Annotated in this window: 15 protein-coding genes; 8 read left to right on the forward strand and 7 right to left on the reverse strand. The window is 53.4% G+C overall.

The features are described 5' to 3' along the window. Positions 1-34 precede the first annotated feature (34 nt). From QWF21_RS01160 to QWF21_RS01170, 3 genes are read right to left on the reverse strand one after another with little or no spacing between them, the layout of a single operon-like run. Positions 35-1,264 (reverse strand): ABC transporter permease, encoded by a 1,230-nt coding sequence (locus tag QWF21_RS01160; protein WP_330086198.1) that lies wholly within the window; start codon positions 1,262-1,264, stop codon positions 35-37. Next, positions 1,261-2,010 (reverse strand): ABC transporter ATP-binding protein, encoded by a 750-nt coding sequence (locus tag QWF21_RS01165; RefSeq protein ID WP_330086199.1) that lies wholly within the window; start codon positions 2,008-2,010, stop codon positions 1,261-1,263. Before QWF21_RS01165 ends, QWF21_RS01160 begins: the two co-directional genes overlap by 4 nt. Next, on the reverse strand, positions 2,007-3,446 hold the full coding sequence (locus QWF21_RS01170; protein ID WP_330086200.1) for an efflux RND transporter periplasmic adaptor subunit: 1,440 nt from the start codon (positions 3,444-3,446) through the stop codon (positions 2,007-2,009). The genes QWF21_RS01165 and QWF21_RS01170 overlap by 4 nt, the downstream gene beginning before the upstream one ends. A 180-nt stretch (positions 3,447-3,626) precedes the next feature. On the opposite strand from QWF21_RS01170, the gene QWF21_RS01175 reads away from it, so the two are divergent. The 3 genes from QWF21_RS01175 to QWF21_RS01185 are packed head-to-tail and all read left to right on the forward strand — an operon-like array spanning position 3,627 to position 9,179. Next, positions 3,627-6,275, forward strand: a complete 2,649-nt coding sequence (locus QWF21_RS01175) for a S8 family peptidase (protein WP_330086201.1) — start codon at positions 3,627-3,629, stop codon at positions 6,273-6,275. After that, positions 6,275-7,966: an NAD-dependent malic enzyme gene (locus QWF21_RS01180; protein ID WP_330086202.1), complete on the forward strand. Its 1,692-nt coding sequence runs from the start codon at positions 6,275-6,277 to the stop codon at positions 7,964-7,966. The genes QWF21_RS01175 and QWF21_RS01180 overlap by 1 nt, the downstream gene beginning before the upstream one ends. 1 nt (position 7,967) lies before the next feature. Further along, positions 7,968-9,179, forward strand: coding sequence for a serine hydrolase domain-containing protein (locus QWF21_RS01185; protein WP_330086203.1), 1,212 nt, complete (start codon positions 7,968-7,970; stop codon positions 9,177-9,179). Between the two features lie 6 nt (positions 9,180-9,185). Here the strand turns inward: QWF21_RS01185 and QWF21_RS01190 are convergent, their stop codons facing one another. Next, positions 9,186-9,602, reverse strand: coding sequence for a DUF3429 domain-containing protein (locus tag QWF21_RS01190; protein ID WP_330086204.1), 417 nt, complete (start codon positions 9,600-9,602; stop codon positions 9,186-9,188). 50 nt (positions 9,603-9,652) lie between these two features. Beyond that, positions 9,653-10,495 (reverse strand): putative RNA methyltransferase, encoded by an 843-nt coding sequence (locus QWF21_RS01195; protein WP_330086205.1) that lies wholly within the window; start codon positions 10,493-10,495, stop codon positions 9,653-9,655. A gap of 100 nt (positions 10,496-10,595) precedes the next feature. On the opposite strand from QWF21_RS01195, the gene QWF21_RS01200 reads away from it, so the two are divergent. From QWF21_RS01200 to QWF21_RS01220, 5 genes are all read left to right on the forward strand, one after another. Continuing rightward, entirely contained in the window at positions 10,596-10,922 is a 327-nt protein-coding gene (locus QWF21_RS01200) for a DUF440 family protein (RefSeq protein WP_330086206.1), read from the forward strand. Positions 10,923-11,013: 91 nt separating this feature from the next. Continuing rightward, a complete protein-coding gene (locus tag QWF21_RS01205; RefSeq protein WP_330086207.1) occupies positions 11,014-11,559 on the forward strand; it encodes a hydrolase in 546 nt (181 codons plus the stop codon). 65 nt (positions 11,560-11,624) lie between these two features. Then, a complete protein-coding gene (locus QWF21_RS01210; protein ID WP_330086208.1) occupies positions 11,625-12,269 on the forward strand; it encodes a TonB family protein in 645 nt (214 codons plus the stop codon). Positions 12,270-12,304: 35 nt separating this feature from the next. After that, the gene (locus QWF21_RS01215; RefSeq protein ID WP_330086209.1) at positions 12,305-12,859 is read left to right on the forward strand and encodes an RNA polymerase sigma factor; all 555 of its coding nucleotides are present in this window, start codon (positions 12,305-12,307) and stop codon (positions 12,857-12,859) included. Further along, positions 12,852-13,508: a hypothetical protein gene (locus QWF21_RS01220; RefSeq protein WP_330086210.1), complete on the forward strand. Its 657-nt coding sequence runs from the start codon at positions 12,852-12,854 to the stop codon at positions 13,506-13,508. Before QWF21_RS01215 ends, QWF21_RS01220 begins: the two co-directional genes overlap by 8 nt. Here the strand turns inward: QWF21_RS01220 and QWF21_RS01225 are convergent. Both QWF21_RS01225 and QWF21_RS01230 read right to left on the reverse strand, forming a co-directional pair. After that, positions 13,505-14,299 (reverse strand): S1/P1 nuclease, encoded by a 795-nt coding sequence (locus QWF21_RS01225; RefSeq protein WP_330086211.1) that lies wholly within the window; start codon positions 14,297-14,299, stop codon positions 13,505-13,507. The two genes, QWF21_RS01220 and QWF21_RS01225, sit on opposite strands and share 4 nt — an antisense overlap. Before the next feature lie 4 nt (positions 14,300-14,303). Beyond that, positions 14,304-15,155: a 23S rRNA (adenine(2030)-N(6))-methyltransferase RlmJ gene (locus tag QWF21_RS01230; protein ID WP_330086401.1), complete on the reverse strand. Its 852-nt coding sequence runs from the start codon at positions 15,153-15,155 to the stop codon at positions 14,304-14,306. Positions 15,156-15,186: the final 31 nt, after the last annotated feature.

Genomic DNA, 15,186 nt, shown 5'->3' on the forward strand with positions numbered 1-15,186 from the left:
TGAAGGCCGCAACCAGGTTGCGGCCTTCAACCAACTACTCATGCCGCAGCGCATCAATCGGCTGCAGCTGCGAGGCTTTGCGGGCCGGGTAGTAGCCAAAGAAAATGCCAATCAGCGCCGAGAAGCCGATGCTTAACAGTACCACCTCCGGTTGAATAATGGCGGTGAAACCAGCGAATTTCTCCAGACTACGGGTCACCAGCACGGCAATGCTCAGGCCCAGGGTGCCACCTAAACTGCACAGCAGCATGGCCTCGATGAGAAACTGCCGCATAATATCACCGGGCTCAGCGCCCACCGCCATTCGCAGGCCGATTTCGCGGGTGCGCTCGGTGACCGACACCAGCATGATATTCATAATGCCAATGCCGCCGACCAGCAAGGACACTGAGGCCACGGCAGCCAGCAGACCGTTAAAAATTTGCATGGTGCGGGCACGGGTTTCCACCATTTCCGATAAATTGCGGATCTGAAAAGGCGCATCGGTGCCGGTGGTGCGCATCCGTTGGCGCAGCAAGGCTTCCATCTCTTGCTCGACCAGCGCCATATCGCGCTCATCGGCTACCTGGACAATCAGGGAGCGCACCGCGCGTGGACTGGCTAAGGTCATACCGGCAATGCGTTTACGCACCGTATCGAGCGGCATAAAAATCAAATCGTCCTGATCATTGCCCTGAGTATTTTGGCCTTTGGCTTCCAACACCCCAATCACGGTGACTGGCGTTCGATCGACCCGGATGGTCTGGCCAATCGGATCGGAGGCACCGAACAGCTCACGCTGGACAGTAGCACCGATAATAGCCACCCGGCCAGCGCTGCTAAGCTCAGCAGCTGAAAACTCACGGCCTTGTGCCAGTTGCCAGTTCTGCGCCGGGAAAATACGGTTATCGACGCCGCGCACGCTCGGTGCCCAGTTCATATTGCCGTAGATCACCTGAGCATTGGCCCAGATGGTTGGGGCTGCTACGCTGACCTGGGGAATTTGCTGCTCGATGGCCTCGGCATCCATTTCGGTTAAGGTCTGCACCGAGCCGCTGGCACCACGGGCCCCCGAGCTGGCACGCCCGCGGGCGAACACCACAAACACATTGCCGCCCAGATTCTTAATTTGCTGATCGACCTCGTGCTGAGCACCGGCCCCCAACGCCAGCATAATAATGACCGCGGCAACGCCGATAATAATGCCCAGCATGGTCAGGATACTGCGCATTAAATTAACCTGCAGGGCCACCCAGGCCACTTTGCAAAGCATCCACCATTTCATGCCAGCCCCTCCTGTTGTTTCTGTTCCCGGTAGCGGGCTAAATGCTCGCTGGCAGACTCGGCTTTTACCTGTTTGTCACTTTGCAAACGGCCATCGCGGAAGATCAGTTGCCGGCTGGCAAAGGCAGCCACTTCAGGCTCATGGGTGACCAGCACAATGGTTTTACCTTCCTGATTCAGTTGTTGAAACAACTGCATGATCTCAAGGCCAGTTTCGGTATCCAGAGCACCGGTAGGCTCATCGGCCAACACCACCGCCGGTTGATTGACTAATGCTCGGGCGATGGCTACCCGCTGCTGTTGGCCACCGGAGAGCTGCGATGGGTGATGGTCCATCCGCTGCTCCAGGCCAACCCGGCGCAGACACTCAGTGGCAAAATCCTGATTGCCATCGTGATCCTTGCGGTACAACAGCGGCAACAGCACGTTATCCAGCGCAGTAGTGCGGGGCAACAGATTAAACTGCTGAAAGACAAAACCGATGTAACGGTTGCGAATACGGGCCAGCTCGGCGGCGGATAAATGGGTGACGTTTTCACCCTGAATGCGGATTTCCCCGGAGCTGGGTGAGTCCAGGCAACCCAGCATATTCATAAAGGTCGATTTACCCGAGCCCGAAGGGCCCATCACAGCAATAAATTCGCCTTGCTGAATGTGCACATCCACCCCTGCCAGCGCCTGTACTTGCTGCGAGCCCATGCGGTAGGTCTTGGTCAGCCCCAGGCTTTCAATGACCGGCAGGCTCATCGCTCTGTCCTCACCGCCCGCACGATCACTTGCTCCTGCTCAGCAAGCTCATCGGAAAGCAGCTCGGTAAATTCATCATTAGCAAGGCCCACCCGTACCCGGCGCAGCTCAGGCTCCTGGCGGGCATTCAGCACCCAAACCTCGGCCATGCGGCCTTGTTCACCGCGGCCCTGCGTTTGCTGGCGCTGCTCGGCCATCAGGCTCTGATAACGGCTGAATTCTTCCTCGTTAAGTACCAGCCGTAGCTCATTGGTCAGCGCTTGCCTTGCTTGTTGAAACGCCTGGCGGGGATTGCTCATTGGGTTGTTGTTTTGCTGGCTGCGAAGTTGCTGCAGATTCTGATTAAACTCCTGCAGTATACGACGTACCTGGCGTTCTTTATCGGCCGGTAAATCCAGCTGTCGCAGCAGCTCGGCAGTGCGATCAGCCGGCTGCTGGCCGCTTTGCTGAGCACCCGCCGGGCGAAAACGCAGCGCAGCATTCGGAATGCGCAGTACATCCTGCTGCTGACCAATGATAAAGTTTAAGTTTGCCGTCATCCCCGGCAGCAGCAACTGCTGGCGGTTAGGCGCATCAATAATCACTTTGTAAGTCACCACATTGGCGACATTGGTAGCGGCTTTACGCACCTGCGATACCACACCCTGGAACTGCCGGTCTGGATGGGCATCGACCTGAAAGCGCACCTGCTGGCCGGATTCGATTTTGCCAATATCGGCTTCATCGACATCGGCTTCGATTTGCATCTGCGATAAATCCTGCGCAATGGTAAAGAGGGTGGGAGCCGATAAACTGGCGGCCACGGTTTGGCCAACATCCACCTGACGGTCAATCACAGTGCCATTGACCGGTGAACGGATTTGGGTGCGATCCAAATCCAGTTGGTGTTGCTCCAATTGCGCCTGGCGCTGGGTGAGTTGGGCTTTGGCACTTTGCAGCTGAGCCTGGCTGACCAGAATTTGTGCTTTGGCTACTTCATAATTGGCCAGCGCATTGTCCACCTCGGTTTGGTTGGTCAGATTCTGCTGCATTAGCTGCAACTGGCGCTGATAGGCCCGCTCCAGTCGCAACAGTTCGGCCTGAGCTTTTACTACATTGGCCTCTTGCTGAATGACATTGGCTTCGCTCATCTGTATATCGGCTTCGGCCTGGCGCACCCGGGCCTGAAAACTGCGATCATCCAACCGGGCGATCAACTGGCCTTGCTCGACATCGGCGTTAAAATCAGCGTAAATTGCGGTAATGAGGCCAGACACTTCCGAGCCGACTTCCACCGTGACCACGGCCCGGGTAGTGCCTGCGGTATTGACCACGCTTTCGATATCCCCACGGCTCAGCGCCTGGGTTTGATAGACTAATCGCTCACTGGAGGACGATGGCCACCATAAGAAAACAACAACAGCGACTACCACAGCCGCACTGATCCAATAGCGCACAGACTTCTCCTCATTCGAGCAACTTGGTTGATATGCAAACTATAGAAAGCTTTGCTTTTTGCGCCAATACCATACAGCGTAAAGGTTGTGTAAAGCTGCGTGCTTTACCCTGAAAAATGATCGCTTGGTCGCATACTGAGGTACTATGATTACAGAGTGGTAGATTGAAAGAGGTTGCTGATGAGCAAAAGTGCATGGTTGTTTGGTGGGCTGATGTTGGGGGTAAGTCTGGCATCGGTTCAAGCTGAGCCGCTGGCCAGGGATTATCATCCTGAACGATTGATCGTAACCTTTACCTCTGGCTCCGAGCGTGTGCAAACCCAGTCGGCTCAGGCTGAATCAGCCGGGCCCTTGCAACACTATTTAAAAGATGCCTCACGCTTCTCGCAACTTCCGCGAAAAGCTGTGGTACGTCGTCCGGCAGGAATCAGCTTGCAGCAAGCTAAAGCAGAACTGCAGGCAATGCCTGGCGTTCGCTCGGTTGAGTTGGATTACAAAGTGCGTAAAACCCAACAGCCGAATGATCCCCGTTATTCCCAACAATGGTATTTGCAGGCGCTACCAGGTATTCAGGCCGAGCAGGCCTGGTCAGAAACCACCGGCAATCAGCAGTTGGTAGTGGCGGTGATTGATACGGGGGTTGATTACAACCATCCGGATCTGGCCGCTAATATCTGGCACAATCCACTCGAACAAGTTAATGGTCAGGATGATACCGGCAATGGTTACATCGATGATGTGCGTGGTATTGATACCGCTAACAAGACATCCGATCCGATGGATGATGATGGTCATGGTACTCTGGTTGCAGGCATTATTGCTGCCGCTGGCAACAACCAGAGAGGCATCGCCGGGGTAAACTGGCAGCTGCAAATTTTGCCGTGTAAGTTTCTGGATGATATGGGCGATGGCTTTACCAGCGATGCTATCGAGTGCCTAGATTATATTCTTGATTTAAAACTAAATTATGGCGTTCCGATTGTAGCTACAAACAACTCCTGGGGATCTTCTGCTTTTTCTGAAGCCTTGTACCAGGCGGTGCAACAGCATCATGAGGCTGGCATTTTGTTTGTCGCCAGTGCGGGCAACAGTGCCAGCAGCTTGCCGTTTTACCCGGCAGCCTTTGATTTACCCAATGTGGTTAGTGTGGCGGCCCATGATGAAGCAGGCCAACTGGCCACTTTCAGTAATTTTGGTCGCGATCATGTAAGTTTGTCTGCTCCTGGTGTTCGAATATTGAGTACCTTTCTTGATGATCAATATGCCCTATCATCCGGTACCTCAATGGCAGCACCTGTGGTTTCAGGTCTGGCAGCGTTGCTAAAATCTGCTAAGCCTGAGCTGGATGCCCAAGCACTGAAACACCATCTGCTGGTGGCTGGCGCCGAAGCTATGGATACGCGAATTGAACATCATACCATGGCCGGTAAGCTGGTCTTGGCAGCAGACGGTGCCAACGGTGCTTTTCACTGTTCGACGCAGCAGTTGTTCCGGCGGCTAAAACCGACAACCGATACAGTGTTTCTGGAAGCCGGCAGTTGGTTGGATATTCAGTTATTAGGGATGAATTGCCTGGGTTCCGAACCGACTCCTGAGTTGCGGGTGCAACCAAGCGGTGATTTGGTTGTGTTGAATGATGCGGGTCAGGCACCGGATCGTTTTGCGGGCGATGGCATTCATAGTGGGCGCTGGTGGTTTGATGGTGTGCCAGCTACCTTGCGATTTCCAGATGGGGATGTGCGGGTAGAGACAGAGCAAGCGAACTTTTGTGCTGAGAACAATATCAGTGAAGTGTCGCTGGAAAGCTGTGAAGCCTTATTGGCATTTTTTTATCAAACAGGGGGACCCGGCTGGTTTGAGCGCAGTGGCTGGTTACAGCACAGTGCAATATGTAGCTGGTATGGTGTTCGTTGCCAGAGCGGGGATGTGACAGCGCTGGAGCTGGCACAGAATAACCTGAGTGGGCAGTTGCAGCTTAATTACAGCGCGCTGCCGGCACTGGCTGTGCTTGATCTGGCTGGTAACAGCCTGACAGGGCCTATCCCTGCCGGGATAGGAACCGCTAGAGAGTTGCAACAACTTGATCTTAGTCACAATGGCTTTAGTGGCGCTTTGCCAGCAACGCTGGGGCAATTGAGTGCATTGCAGCAACTGGCCCTGTCGAATAATTTTTTCAGTGGCAGCCTGCCTTCGACACTAAGTCATTTAAATGGTCTTCGTTGGCTGGATCTGTCCAATAACAACTTGCAAGGCAGTTTGCCGCAAAGCCTGACTCAGCTCAGTCAATTGCAAGGCTTCAGTTACGTTGAAACTCGCTTGTGTGAACCACGCAACAGCGACTACTACCAGTGGTTGCAAGCGATTAGCTTTCTTGAGGTAAACCAGGATTGCTCTAATCAGGCGCCGGTGGTGTCTGCCGGAGAGAATCGTACCGTCAGTGCAGGTAGCCAGGTGCAATTGCAAGGCAGTGCCAGTGATGCCGATGGTGAAATTTTACAGTATCGCTGGCTGCAATTAGAGGGAGCTCCGGTGCAGCTAAGTCATGCTGATAGTCTGCATAGCAGTTTTGTTAGCCCAACTTTGACGCAGACACAAAGCTTGCGTTTTCAGTTAACGGCCAGTGATCTTCGTAGCAGCAGTAGCGATACGGTCGTCATTACCGTGCAGGGGCAGGCTACAAGTCCGGAGCCATCAGGATCCTCAGGGGGAGCAGTACTTTGGTTGTTGCCCGTCGTGCTGGTGCTGATGATTGGCCGCAACAGGCGTGATCAGGTATACTTCGCCGCCACCAAATTGTGTTCATATTTTCAGGATAAGGAACTGCAGTAATGACGCCCAAGAAGCAAGGTCCGCTCTATATTCCCTACGCTGGTCCGGCTCTGCTGGAAACTCCGATGTTGAATAAAGGCAGTGCCTTTAGCAAAGAAGAGCGGGAAGCGTTTAACCTAACCGGCTTATTGCCACCGCGTTATGAAAGTATAGAAGAGCAGGTAAAGCGGGCGTACATGCAGTACTCCAGTTTTGAAAGTGCCATTAACAAGCACATTTATTTGCGGGCGATTCAGGATAAAAACGAAACTTTGTTTTTCCGGTTGGTGCAGGAACATTTGCCTGAAATGCTGCCCATCATTTATACACCGACGGTGGGCGATGCCTGTGAAAAGTTCTCCGATATTTACCGCAGCAAGCGTGGACTCTTTGTCTCGTATGAAGAGCGCGATCAACTGGATGCTATTTTGCGTAACGCCACCAAGTCCAAGGTAAAAGTCATCGTAGTGACGGATGGTGAGCGGGTGCTTGGCCTGGGTGACCAGGGGATTGGTGGTATGGGGATCTCCATCGGTAAGTTGTCACTGTATACTGCGTGTGGTGGCATAAGCCCTGCTTATACATTGCCGGTAGCGTTGGATGTGGGTACCAACAATGAAAAATTACTCAAGGATCCTATGTACATGGGGGCGCGGCATAAACGCATCGATCAGGCCGAGTACGATGCCTTTGTCGAGAAGTTTATGCAGGCGGTGTATAAACGTTGGCCGGATGCGATGGTGCAGTTTGAAGACTTTGCCCAGCCAAATGCCATGCCGATCTTGCAGCGTTATCGGGAGCGTTACTGCTGCTTTAACGACGATATTCAGGGCACGGCTGCTGTGACTGTAGGCTCTTTACTGGCTGCCAGCCGGGCAAAAGGGCAGAAATTGTCTGAGCAAAAAGTGGTCTTTGTTGGTGCTGGCTCCGCTGGTTGTGGCATTGCAGAACAGGTGATCAGTCAGATGATGGCCGAAGGGTTAAGCGATGATGAAGCCCGCAGTCGTATTTTTATGGTCGATCGTTTTGGGCTTCTTGCCGAGGGGATGGGCGATTTGCGGGATTTCCAGCAAAAGCTGGTTCAGTCCAAAGCTGCCTTAGCCGGGTGGAGCTACAGCGGTGATTATCCGTCGTTGCTGGATGTCATGCACTGCGCAGAACCTACCGTGCTGATTGGTGTCTCTGGCCAACCAGGCCTGTTCAGTGAGCAGGTGGTTCGGGCCATGCATAAAGGCTGTAAAACCCCAATTATTTTCCCGCTAAGCAATCCATCAAGGCAAGTAGAAGCAACACCAGAGCAAGTGATTAGCTGGACGGAAGGGGATGTGATTATTGCCACCGGCAGTCCTTTCAAACCGGTACAGTATCAAGGCAGAAGTTACCCTGTAGCGCAGTGCAACAACAGCTATATTTTCCCGGGTATTGGCCTGGGAGTCATAGCCGTGAAAGCCAAACGCATTAGCGATGAAATGCTGATGGCCGCCAGTGAAACCTTGGCTGCAGCTTCGCCTTTGGCCAATACCGGTGAAGGGGAGTTGTTGCCATCACTAACCGCTCTGGCTGAGCTCAGTAAACGCATTGCTTTTGCGGTAGGTAAAGTTGCACAGCAACAGGGATTAGCGCTTGAAATTAGTGATAATCAGTTGCAGGATAATATCGAAGCGAATTTCTGGCGGCCGGAGTATCGCCAGTACAAACGGGTTAGTTTTTAACGTGAATCCATTAACAGCAAAACGCATCGCAGCAACCGGATCAGCCGCTCTAAAGCTGCTGATGCCTGGGCTGTGTTTTGTTGTTTCCTCGCTGGCAGCAGCCCCTGTATCAGAGGTTGCTGAACAGTTTGACCGCCATTTTGAGCAACAACTGGTTGAACACCATATCCCTGGTGGTGTCTATGCGGTGATTGAAGGCAATCAGATTGTGCGGGTACGTGGTGTTGGCGTGCGCGCCCGGGGAGGGGATGAACCGGTCGATCCTTATACAGTGTTTCGTATTGCCTCAGTCTCTAAAACCTTTGCCGCCGGTTTAGCTGCAGTGCTGGCGGAGCAGGGGTATTTTAGCTGGAATGATCCTGTAGTGAATTATGTGCCGGATTTCTCGTTTCGCTCGGCTCGTTACAATAAAGCCCTGCAGGTAGAGCATCTGCTGGCACAAACCACAGGGGTTATACCTAACGCTTACGATAATATGATCGAAGCCAATGTGCTACCGGACCGAATTCTGCCTCACTTCAGACAGCTGGACCCGATGTGTACCCCTGGCGAGTGCTATGGCTACCAGAATGTGTTGTTCAGCCTGATCGAGCCCATAGTGCAGCAGACTACGCAAAAAGATTATGCCACCCTGATGCAGGAGCTGATTTTTGATCCGTTGCAGATGGCTACCGCCTCTGTTGGCATGGAGCCTTTTATGAACAGTGCCAACAAAGCCATGCCCCATGTGCGGGCGCGGGGGGGCTGGTATCAAAGTACCGTGGTGCCGAGTTACTATCGCTTTGCTCCCGCTGCTGGCGTAAACGCCAGTGCGATGGATTTGAGTCATTGGGTGATGGCGCAGTTGGGTCATTATCCCGAGGTAATGCCTGAGCACTTGCTGGCAACCATTACCGACAAACGGGTACGCACGGTCAGGGACTTACGTCGTGGGCATTGGCGGCAGTTTATCCGCGATGCACACTATGCACTGGGTTGGCGGGTCTACCAGTTTGGTGATGAAGAGCTGGTGTATCATGGTGGCTGGGTACGTGGCTTTCGAGCCGATGTGGCTTATTCACGTGATCGCCAGGTTGGCCTGGTGATCTTGCTGAATGCTGAAAGCAATATTGTCAGTGAGCTAAGCACCTATTTTTGGTCAAAGGTGTTTGACGCCATTCATATAGCTGAAGCTGAGCAGTTCAGCGAACTACACAGCACCGAAGACGATTAAATTCAGCTAGCCGCTAAAAATAGCCCCTAAGATTAACGCCGGCAGGATGGCTGCAGTCAGCATACCGCGCAGTTGTCGATACCAGGCTGGCATGGTAGCCGGCGGGCTCTGGTATTCACGTAACCAAACCCAGCCAAAACCTGCCGCCAGTACAATCAGTGCTGGCTGGTACGGCGATATCAGTGCCAACCAGCCAAGCAAAGCGGGTACTACACTGAAGACGTAACTGCGCCAGGCTTGTGTTTGCTCTGGCAATTGCATGGCCATGCCCCAATGCACAGCTCCCAAAAAGCTTAAGATAACGGCTCCATACCCAATCAGCGCGACCAGCGCTAACTGGCTTTGTGGCCATAACAGCACGGCAATCAAACTTAGATAAAATGGTACAATGCCGGCAAATCCAAGGATGCGGGGGTAGGTCACTGCGTGCTCCTGTCTAAACGATTCATGGTTCCATACGGTCCTGAGTGAGATCAGGATCCATACTGGTAGCTATCAATATAGAAATCGGCCTGCAGCTGCGTCAAGCTTTGGCAAAGCAGTTGTTTCTGTTGCTGCGGCAGTTTCCAGCCCAGTGGGGTCATCTCCAGCAAACTGAGATAAGCCTCCGCACCCAGTTGCTCCAGCATGAAATGGCAATGCTGCCGCCTTTGGTGCGAAAAGCCGGGTAACAGCTGAATGGCATCGCTGTGCAGTCGAACTTCAGAATAAATAGCTTGCTTGAACTGCAGCAAATGCTTAGGGGCAGCGGTGACCAGCAGCAGATAGCCACCAGGGCGCAGGCAACGTTTTACCTCGGCCAGTTCAAAAGGGGCGCACAGTACCAGCATGGCATCAAACTGCTGATCGCGATAAGGCAAGACTTTGGCACTGGCCACGCAAAAGGCGATATCCGGGTAGCGTTTTGCGGCCAGTTGAATGGCGCTTTTGGAGATGTCCATGCCAGCAAACTCGGTGTCTGGCAGAGCTGCCTGCAACTGACCACTGTAATACCCCTCTCCACAGCCGGAGTCGAGCAGGCGGATAGGCGCTAAATGCTGTAGCTGCTCCGACAGCGCAGCGACCAGGGGGTGATAAGCACCGGACTCTAAAAACTGTCGCCGCTGCTGCAACATGGCTTTGCTATCGCCCGGTTGCTTGGAGTTTTTGTGCTGCACCGGCAACAGATGCAGGTAGCCTTCTTTGGCCACATCAAAGTGATGCCGGTTCACACAACGATAGGAACTTTGCTTTGGCTCACTTGGTTCAGGGATAAGCGGCTCTTTGCAAAGTGGGCAGCGGTACAAGGAACTTACGTCAGGCTGAGTGCTGGTCATCGGGTTTTTCAAAGCAACAACAATATGTCTATAGTATCAGGCTGTGCCTTGCCGGGAAACTTGCTATCATAGCGATAGAGCAATTCTTTGGAAAATCATTATGTCAGATAACTTGCAGTGGTCGCTGGATGAGCTGTGCGATCATGCCTTTGATATCTTTGAAGCGCTGGCTTCAGACAACCTGAGTCCAGCCGATTACACCGACTACCAGCAACAGCATCTGAGCCGGGGTTTTGTCGATTTAAAAACACCGGATGACAGCTGGGAAGATTTGTACCCGGTGGCGCTTGCTGATGGGGATTATGTCGAAGCCTGGATTGGTTTATCGGGTGAGGAGGGGCAGGCCGATAAAGTACTGGCCCGCTTGCTGCTGAATAAAGACAAAGACGAGTCCGAGTGTTTCGCCCAGTGGCGCGGTCAGAGCTAATTCTCTCGTCAATCGCTGCTACGACCAAGGTCGACTGGCAACAGGGCGCTGGCTTTGTCACTCTATTCGAATACTTGCCCTGGAGAACGCTATGCTGATAGACCGTGACCAAAGTCTGGTGCTGCTGATTGATATTCAACAGCGACTGGCACCGGCCATTGCCGATAACCGAGAGGTGGAAAATGCAGCGGCCTGGGTGCTGCAAGTTGCCCTTCAGCTGGATGTGCCGATTTTGGCTACCGAGCAATACCCGGCCGGTTTAGGCCATACGGTCCCGGTATTGGCGGAGCTGCTGCCCGATGATGCGGTGCTGGAGAAAATGCATTTTAGTGCCTACAAAGAAACGGCCATACGGCAAAGGATCACTGAATTAGAGCGTAAGCAGATCATTGTGCTGGGTACTGAAACCCATGTCTGTGTGCTGCAAAGCGTGCTGGATATGTTGGCGGCAGGCTTTCAGCTGTATGTGGTAGACGATGCGGTAGGCTCGCGCGAACCCTTGCATAAACAACAAGGATTGCAGCGGATGCAACAAGCTGGCGCTGTCATTATTAACCGCGAAATGCTGGCCTTTGAATGGCTGGAATGTGCCGGTACCGAAACCTTTAAGCGCATTCATCAGGGCTGGATCCGTTAAAAAAATTTAACCCCCTCTGGACTCCTCAGTCGTCTAAGTATTAACACCACCCTGAGGAGTTTATTATGACGAGCTGCACGTATTCAGAACATCCGGTTGTAAGCAATGTATCCCGTTTTACCATCTGTTGCATGAGTGCGATTAGTGTGACTTTTGGTCTTTTTTTACTGATGCACAATCTCATCAAAGCGCCGATCGGTGAGCGGCCTGAGCCGGCACCAAGTATCCCTGTAGCTATGTTTAAAACGCCGGAAGAGCAGCCAACGGTGCTACGGCAACCCTTGCCGGAACGGCCAGAAATGACCCAACCCGAGACAATGACCTTTACCACTGAGCCAACAGAGCAGTTGGTGGATCTGACCTCACGTTTTACGCCAGGTCTTGAGCGATTCAAAGTGGATCCGCCAAGCCGGGATGGGGTGGGTATGAGAGATGGCAGTGCCAATCCTCTGGTTCGGGTAGAGCCCAGATACCCAGTGGAGGCTGCACGCCAGGGCATCAGTGGCTGGGTGCAGTTGCGTTTTTCCGTGGATGAAACCGGCAATGTGCAGGATGTGGAAGTGTTGGCGGCAGAGCCGGCGAATGTATTTAACCGGGAAGCTATCCGAGCCTTACGGCGGTGGAGGTATCAACCAAAAATCATTGCTGGCAAAGCGGTTAAGCAAACTAACCTGCAAGTGCAGCTCGATTTTAATTTACAGGCAGACTAAGCTGTAGTTAGCAGACTGGTAAGAGGAGTGTGCCTATGCTGTCGTTTTCAGCTCCCTGGGAGATGACTTCCTGCCCTGATAGTTTGATGCAGCATTATCAAAAAACGGGTGCCGCAAAATGGTTGGAAGGCTTAATTCAGCAATGTGGTGACGATCTGTATCATTTTTTACTGCGTCAGTCCGATCCTGTGCTGGCGCAGGATATTTGCCAGCAAACCTGGCTGAAAGTGATGGAAAAACGGCACAACTTTCGGGCTGACAGTCGCTTCAAAACCTGGCTGTTTAGTATAGCGCGTCATACCTTACTGGATGAGCTGAAGCGCCAGCAACGTTGGCAATCGTCGCTTTGCCCGGAACTGTTGCCTGAGCCTGCAACACCGCAGTGCTGGCCTGAAGGGCGGCAGCAGCGTTTTGAGCAAGCCTTGCGATTCTTGCCATTCTTGCAGCGGGAAGCATTGATGTTGCAACTGGAAGGGTTTTCAATTGAACAAATTGCGGGTATCACCAGTGAGTTGGAAGAAACGGTGAAAAGCCGGCTACGTTATGCGCGTCGCTTCTTGCAGTCGCGTTTGGGAGAGTCTAATGAGTAAGCAGACACCTTCAGAGCATGACGCGCTGCAGTCATTGTATCAACAGGCTAAACACGGGCATAAGATGCCAGCAGCTTTTAAGCGCCAACTGATTGCAGAGTGCGAAGCCAAGGATAAAACACCTGCAGCCTGGCGAAGCTGGTGGCAACTCTCACAGTTGGTGATGGGCTGTGCTGCCATGCTGCTGTTGTTAAGTTGGATGCAGTGGTCCCCCAGCTCTGACTTGTATCAGATTGAACTGACGGCCAGTGCGGATTACCAGCAGGTGCAGTATCACCGACTGGCGGAGCCCAGAGCCGTGCTTACCAGCCAGGCCGTGCGGGAAGAGCGGTTGCAGCAGCTGTGGCAACGTCAGCAGGAACAATTGCAGCGAGGCCATGTTATTCATACCCGCACAGCGCAGTTGCAGCAGCAGGAAGCCAGTTGGCAACTGACGATTTGTGATGAATTGCAATTGAATCTAAGCAAGGAGTTGGTAGCCCAATTGCAGCTGGGGCAAAGCATCCCAACTTATGGAGGCACGCAGTGGGTAGAGTTGGAGTTGGCGGCAACGGGTCAGGTTTTGGCGATCCGGGCCACTGAGCAGGTATTGCACTGCCCGCAAAGCAAGGCGGGCAGGGGACTGTTATTCCCTGCTATCGCAGGTTAATTTGTCTCAGGCTCTGGCCAAAGTTGCTGCAGCAGCCAAGCCAGCCGGGCAGCAGCTTGCAGCAAGCGGGTTTCGATGGTGTGCTGATGATGCAGGGCGTAACGTTCATCCAAAGGTTTGCCAGGTTGATGCTCTGCATAGATCTGTTGCACAATGACAACCGACTCATTGGCCCAGTCCAGTACATCGCCTTGTTGCCATTGCTGCAAGTTGGTTTCATTCAGGCGTGGGCGTAACCGGTCGATGCTGGCCTGGTAATCGCGAAAGCCCAGCTGCAGCAAGATACCGGTATCCCAGATGCCATGCAGGTTGCGTACTTCCCCCATAAAAATTACCCCGATGTCGTTGCCGCCGCGGTCAAAATCGTAGCCGACATGCAAGGGTTGGTGCAAGTCACCGACAAAGTGACTAAGAAACTTCAGCGACTCAGCTGCTTTGGCTGACTGGCTGTCTTGTTGCAACAAGGCATAGTGATCGTGAATGGCCGAGAGTACACAGCCATAGTCCGGGCAATGCTCCATGCTCACGGCCTGGTCTTGCCGGCGGATATTGACGTAATGATGCGGCCTTGCAAAATCGTATTGCTCCTGGCCACGCAGTTGATCGGCCCAAACGCAGGCAGGCGGAAAGCTGTCAAAGTCGGTATGCGCCAGCAACCCATCCAGCCGTTGTTGCTGGCTGACAGACAGTTGCTCATAGGCCAGTTCGCAAATCATGCGATGGCCAATCTGACCAAAAGCCAGGCTGGCGCCGGAAAATAGCAGTACAAAGAGTCCCCATAAAACACGCATTCGGTTATGCCTCCGCAATCAATTGAGTGACCTGAGCCGGGCCGGCATCGCCCAGTTGTTGTTGCAGCCAGGGTAGAAAGGCCCGGCATTGCTCTGCCAGCAGATAGGGCGGGTTGATGACCAGCATTCCGCTGCCAGTCATGCCAAAACCTGTGCTGTCTGCTTTCGGGCACCACTCAATCCGCAGCAGGTCTGTCACTGGCAGGGCGGCAACCTGGGCCACAAAACGCTCGATATGAGCCCGGTCAATCACCGGGTACCAGATGGCGTAGCAACCGGTGGCAAATCGCTGCAGGGCAAGTTGCAGACCTTTGACCACGTCATCGTACTCATGGCTCAGTTCATAGGGTGGGTCGATCAATACCAGACCGCGTCGAGCCAATGGCGGCAGCATGGCTTTGATCCCGGCCCAGGCGTCCATTTTTTCAATCCGGCTGTGTTTGCGTTTGCCCAGATGCTGGCTCAGCAAGCCGTAATCGGTTGGGTGCAGCTCGGTCAGTTGCAGCGCATCCTGCGGTCTGAGTAACTGAGCGGCAATGGATGGCGAGCCCGGATAAAACTCCAGCGCACCGTCCGGGTTCAGTTGGTGCAACAGACGCAGATAACGTCCTACCGGGCCATCTTCCAATGCGGTTGGCACCGCCTGGTTGAATAACAGCCCGATACCGCTCTGGTACTCGCCGGTTTTGCTGGCATGCTCGCCGCTCAGGCTGTACAGGCCGGCACCTGAGTGGGTGTCGTGGTAACAAAACGGCTTATCTTTGCGCTTTAGGTACTCAAGAATAGCAACCTGCACCAGATGTTTTAGCACATCGGCGAAGTTGCCGGCATGAAAGCTGTGGCGATAGCTGAGCATGGCAAACAACCAGTGATAAAAAGGGGGCGCT

It is taken from the genome of Alkalimonas mucilaginosa, from assembly GCF_036327005.1.
Classification (GTDB): Bacteria; Pseudomonadota; Gammaproteobacteria; order Enterobacterales; family Alteromonadaceae; genus Alkalimonas; species Alkalimonas mucilaginosa.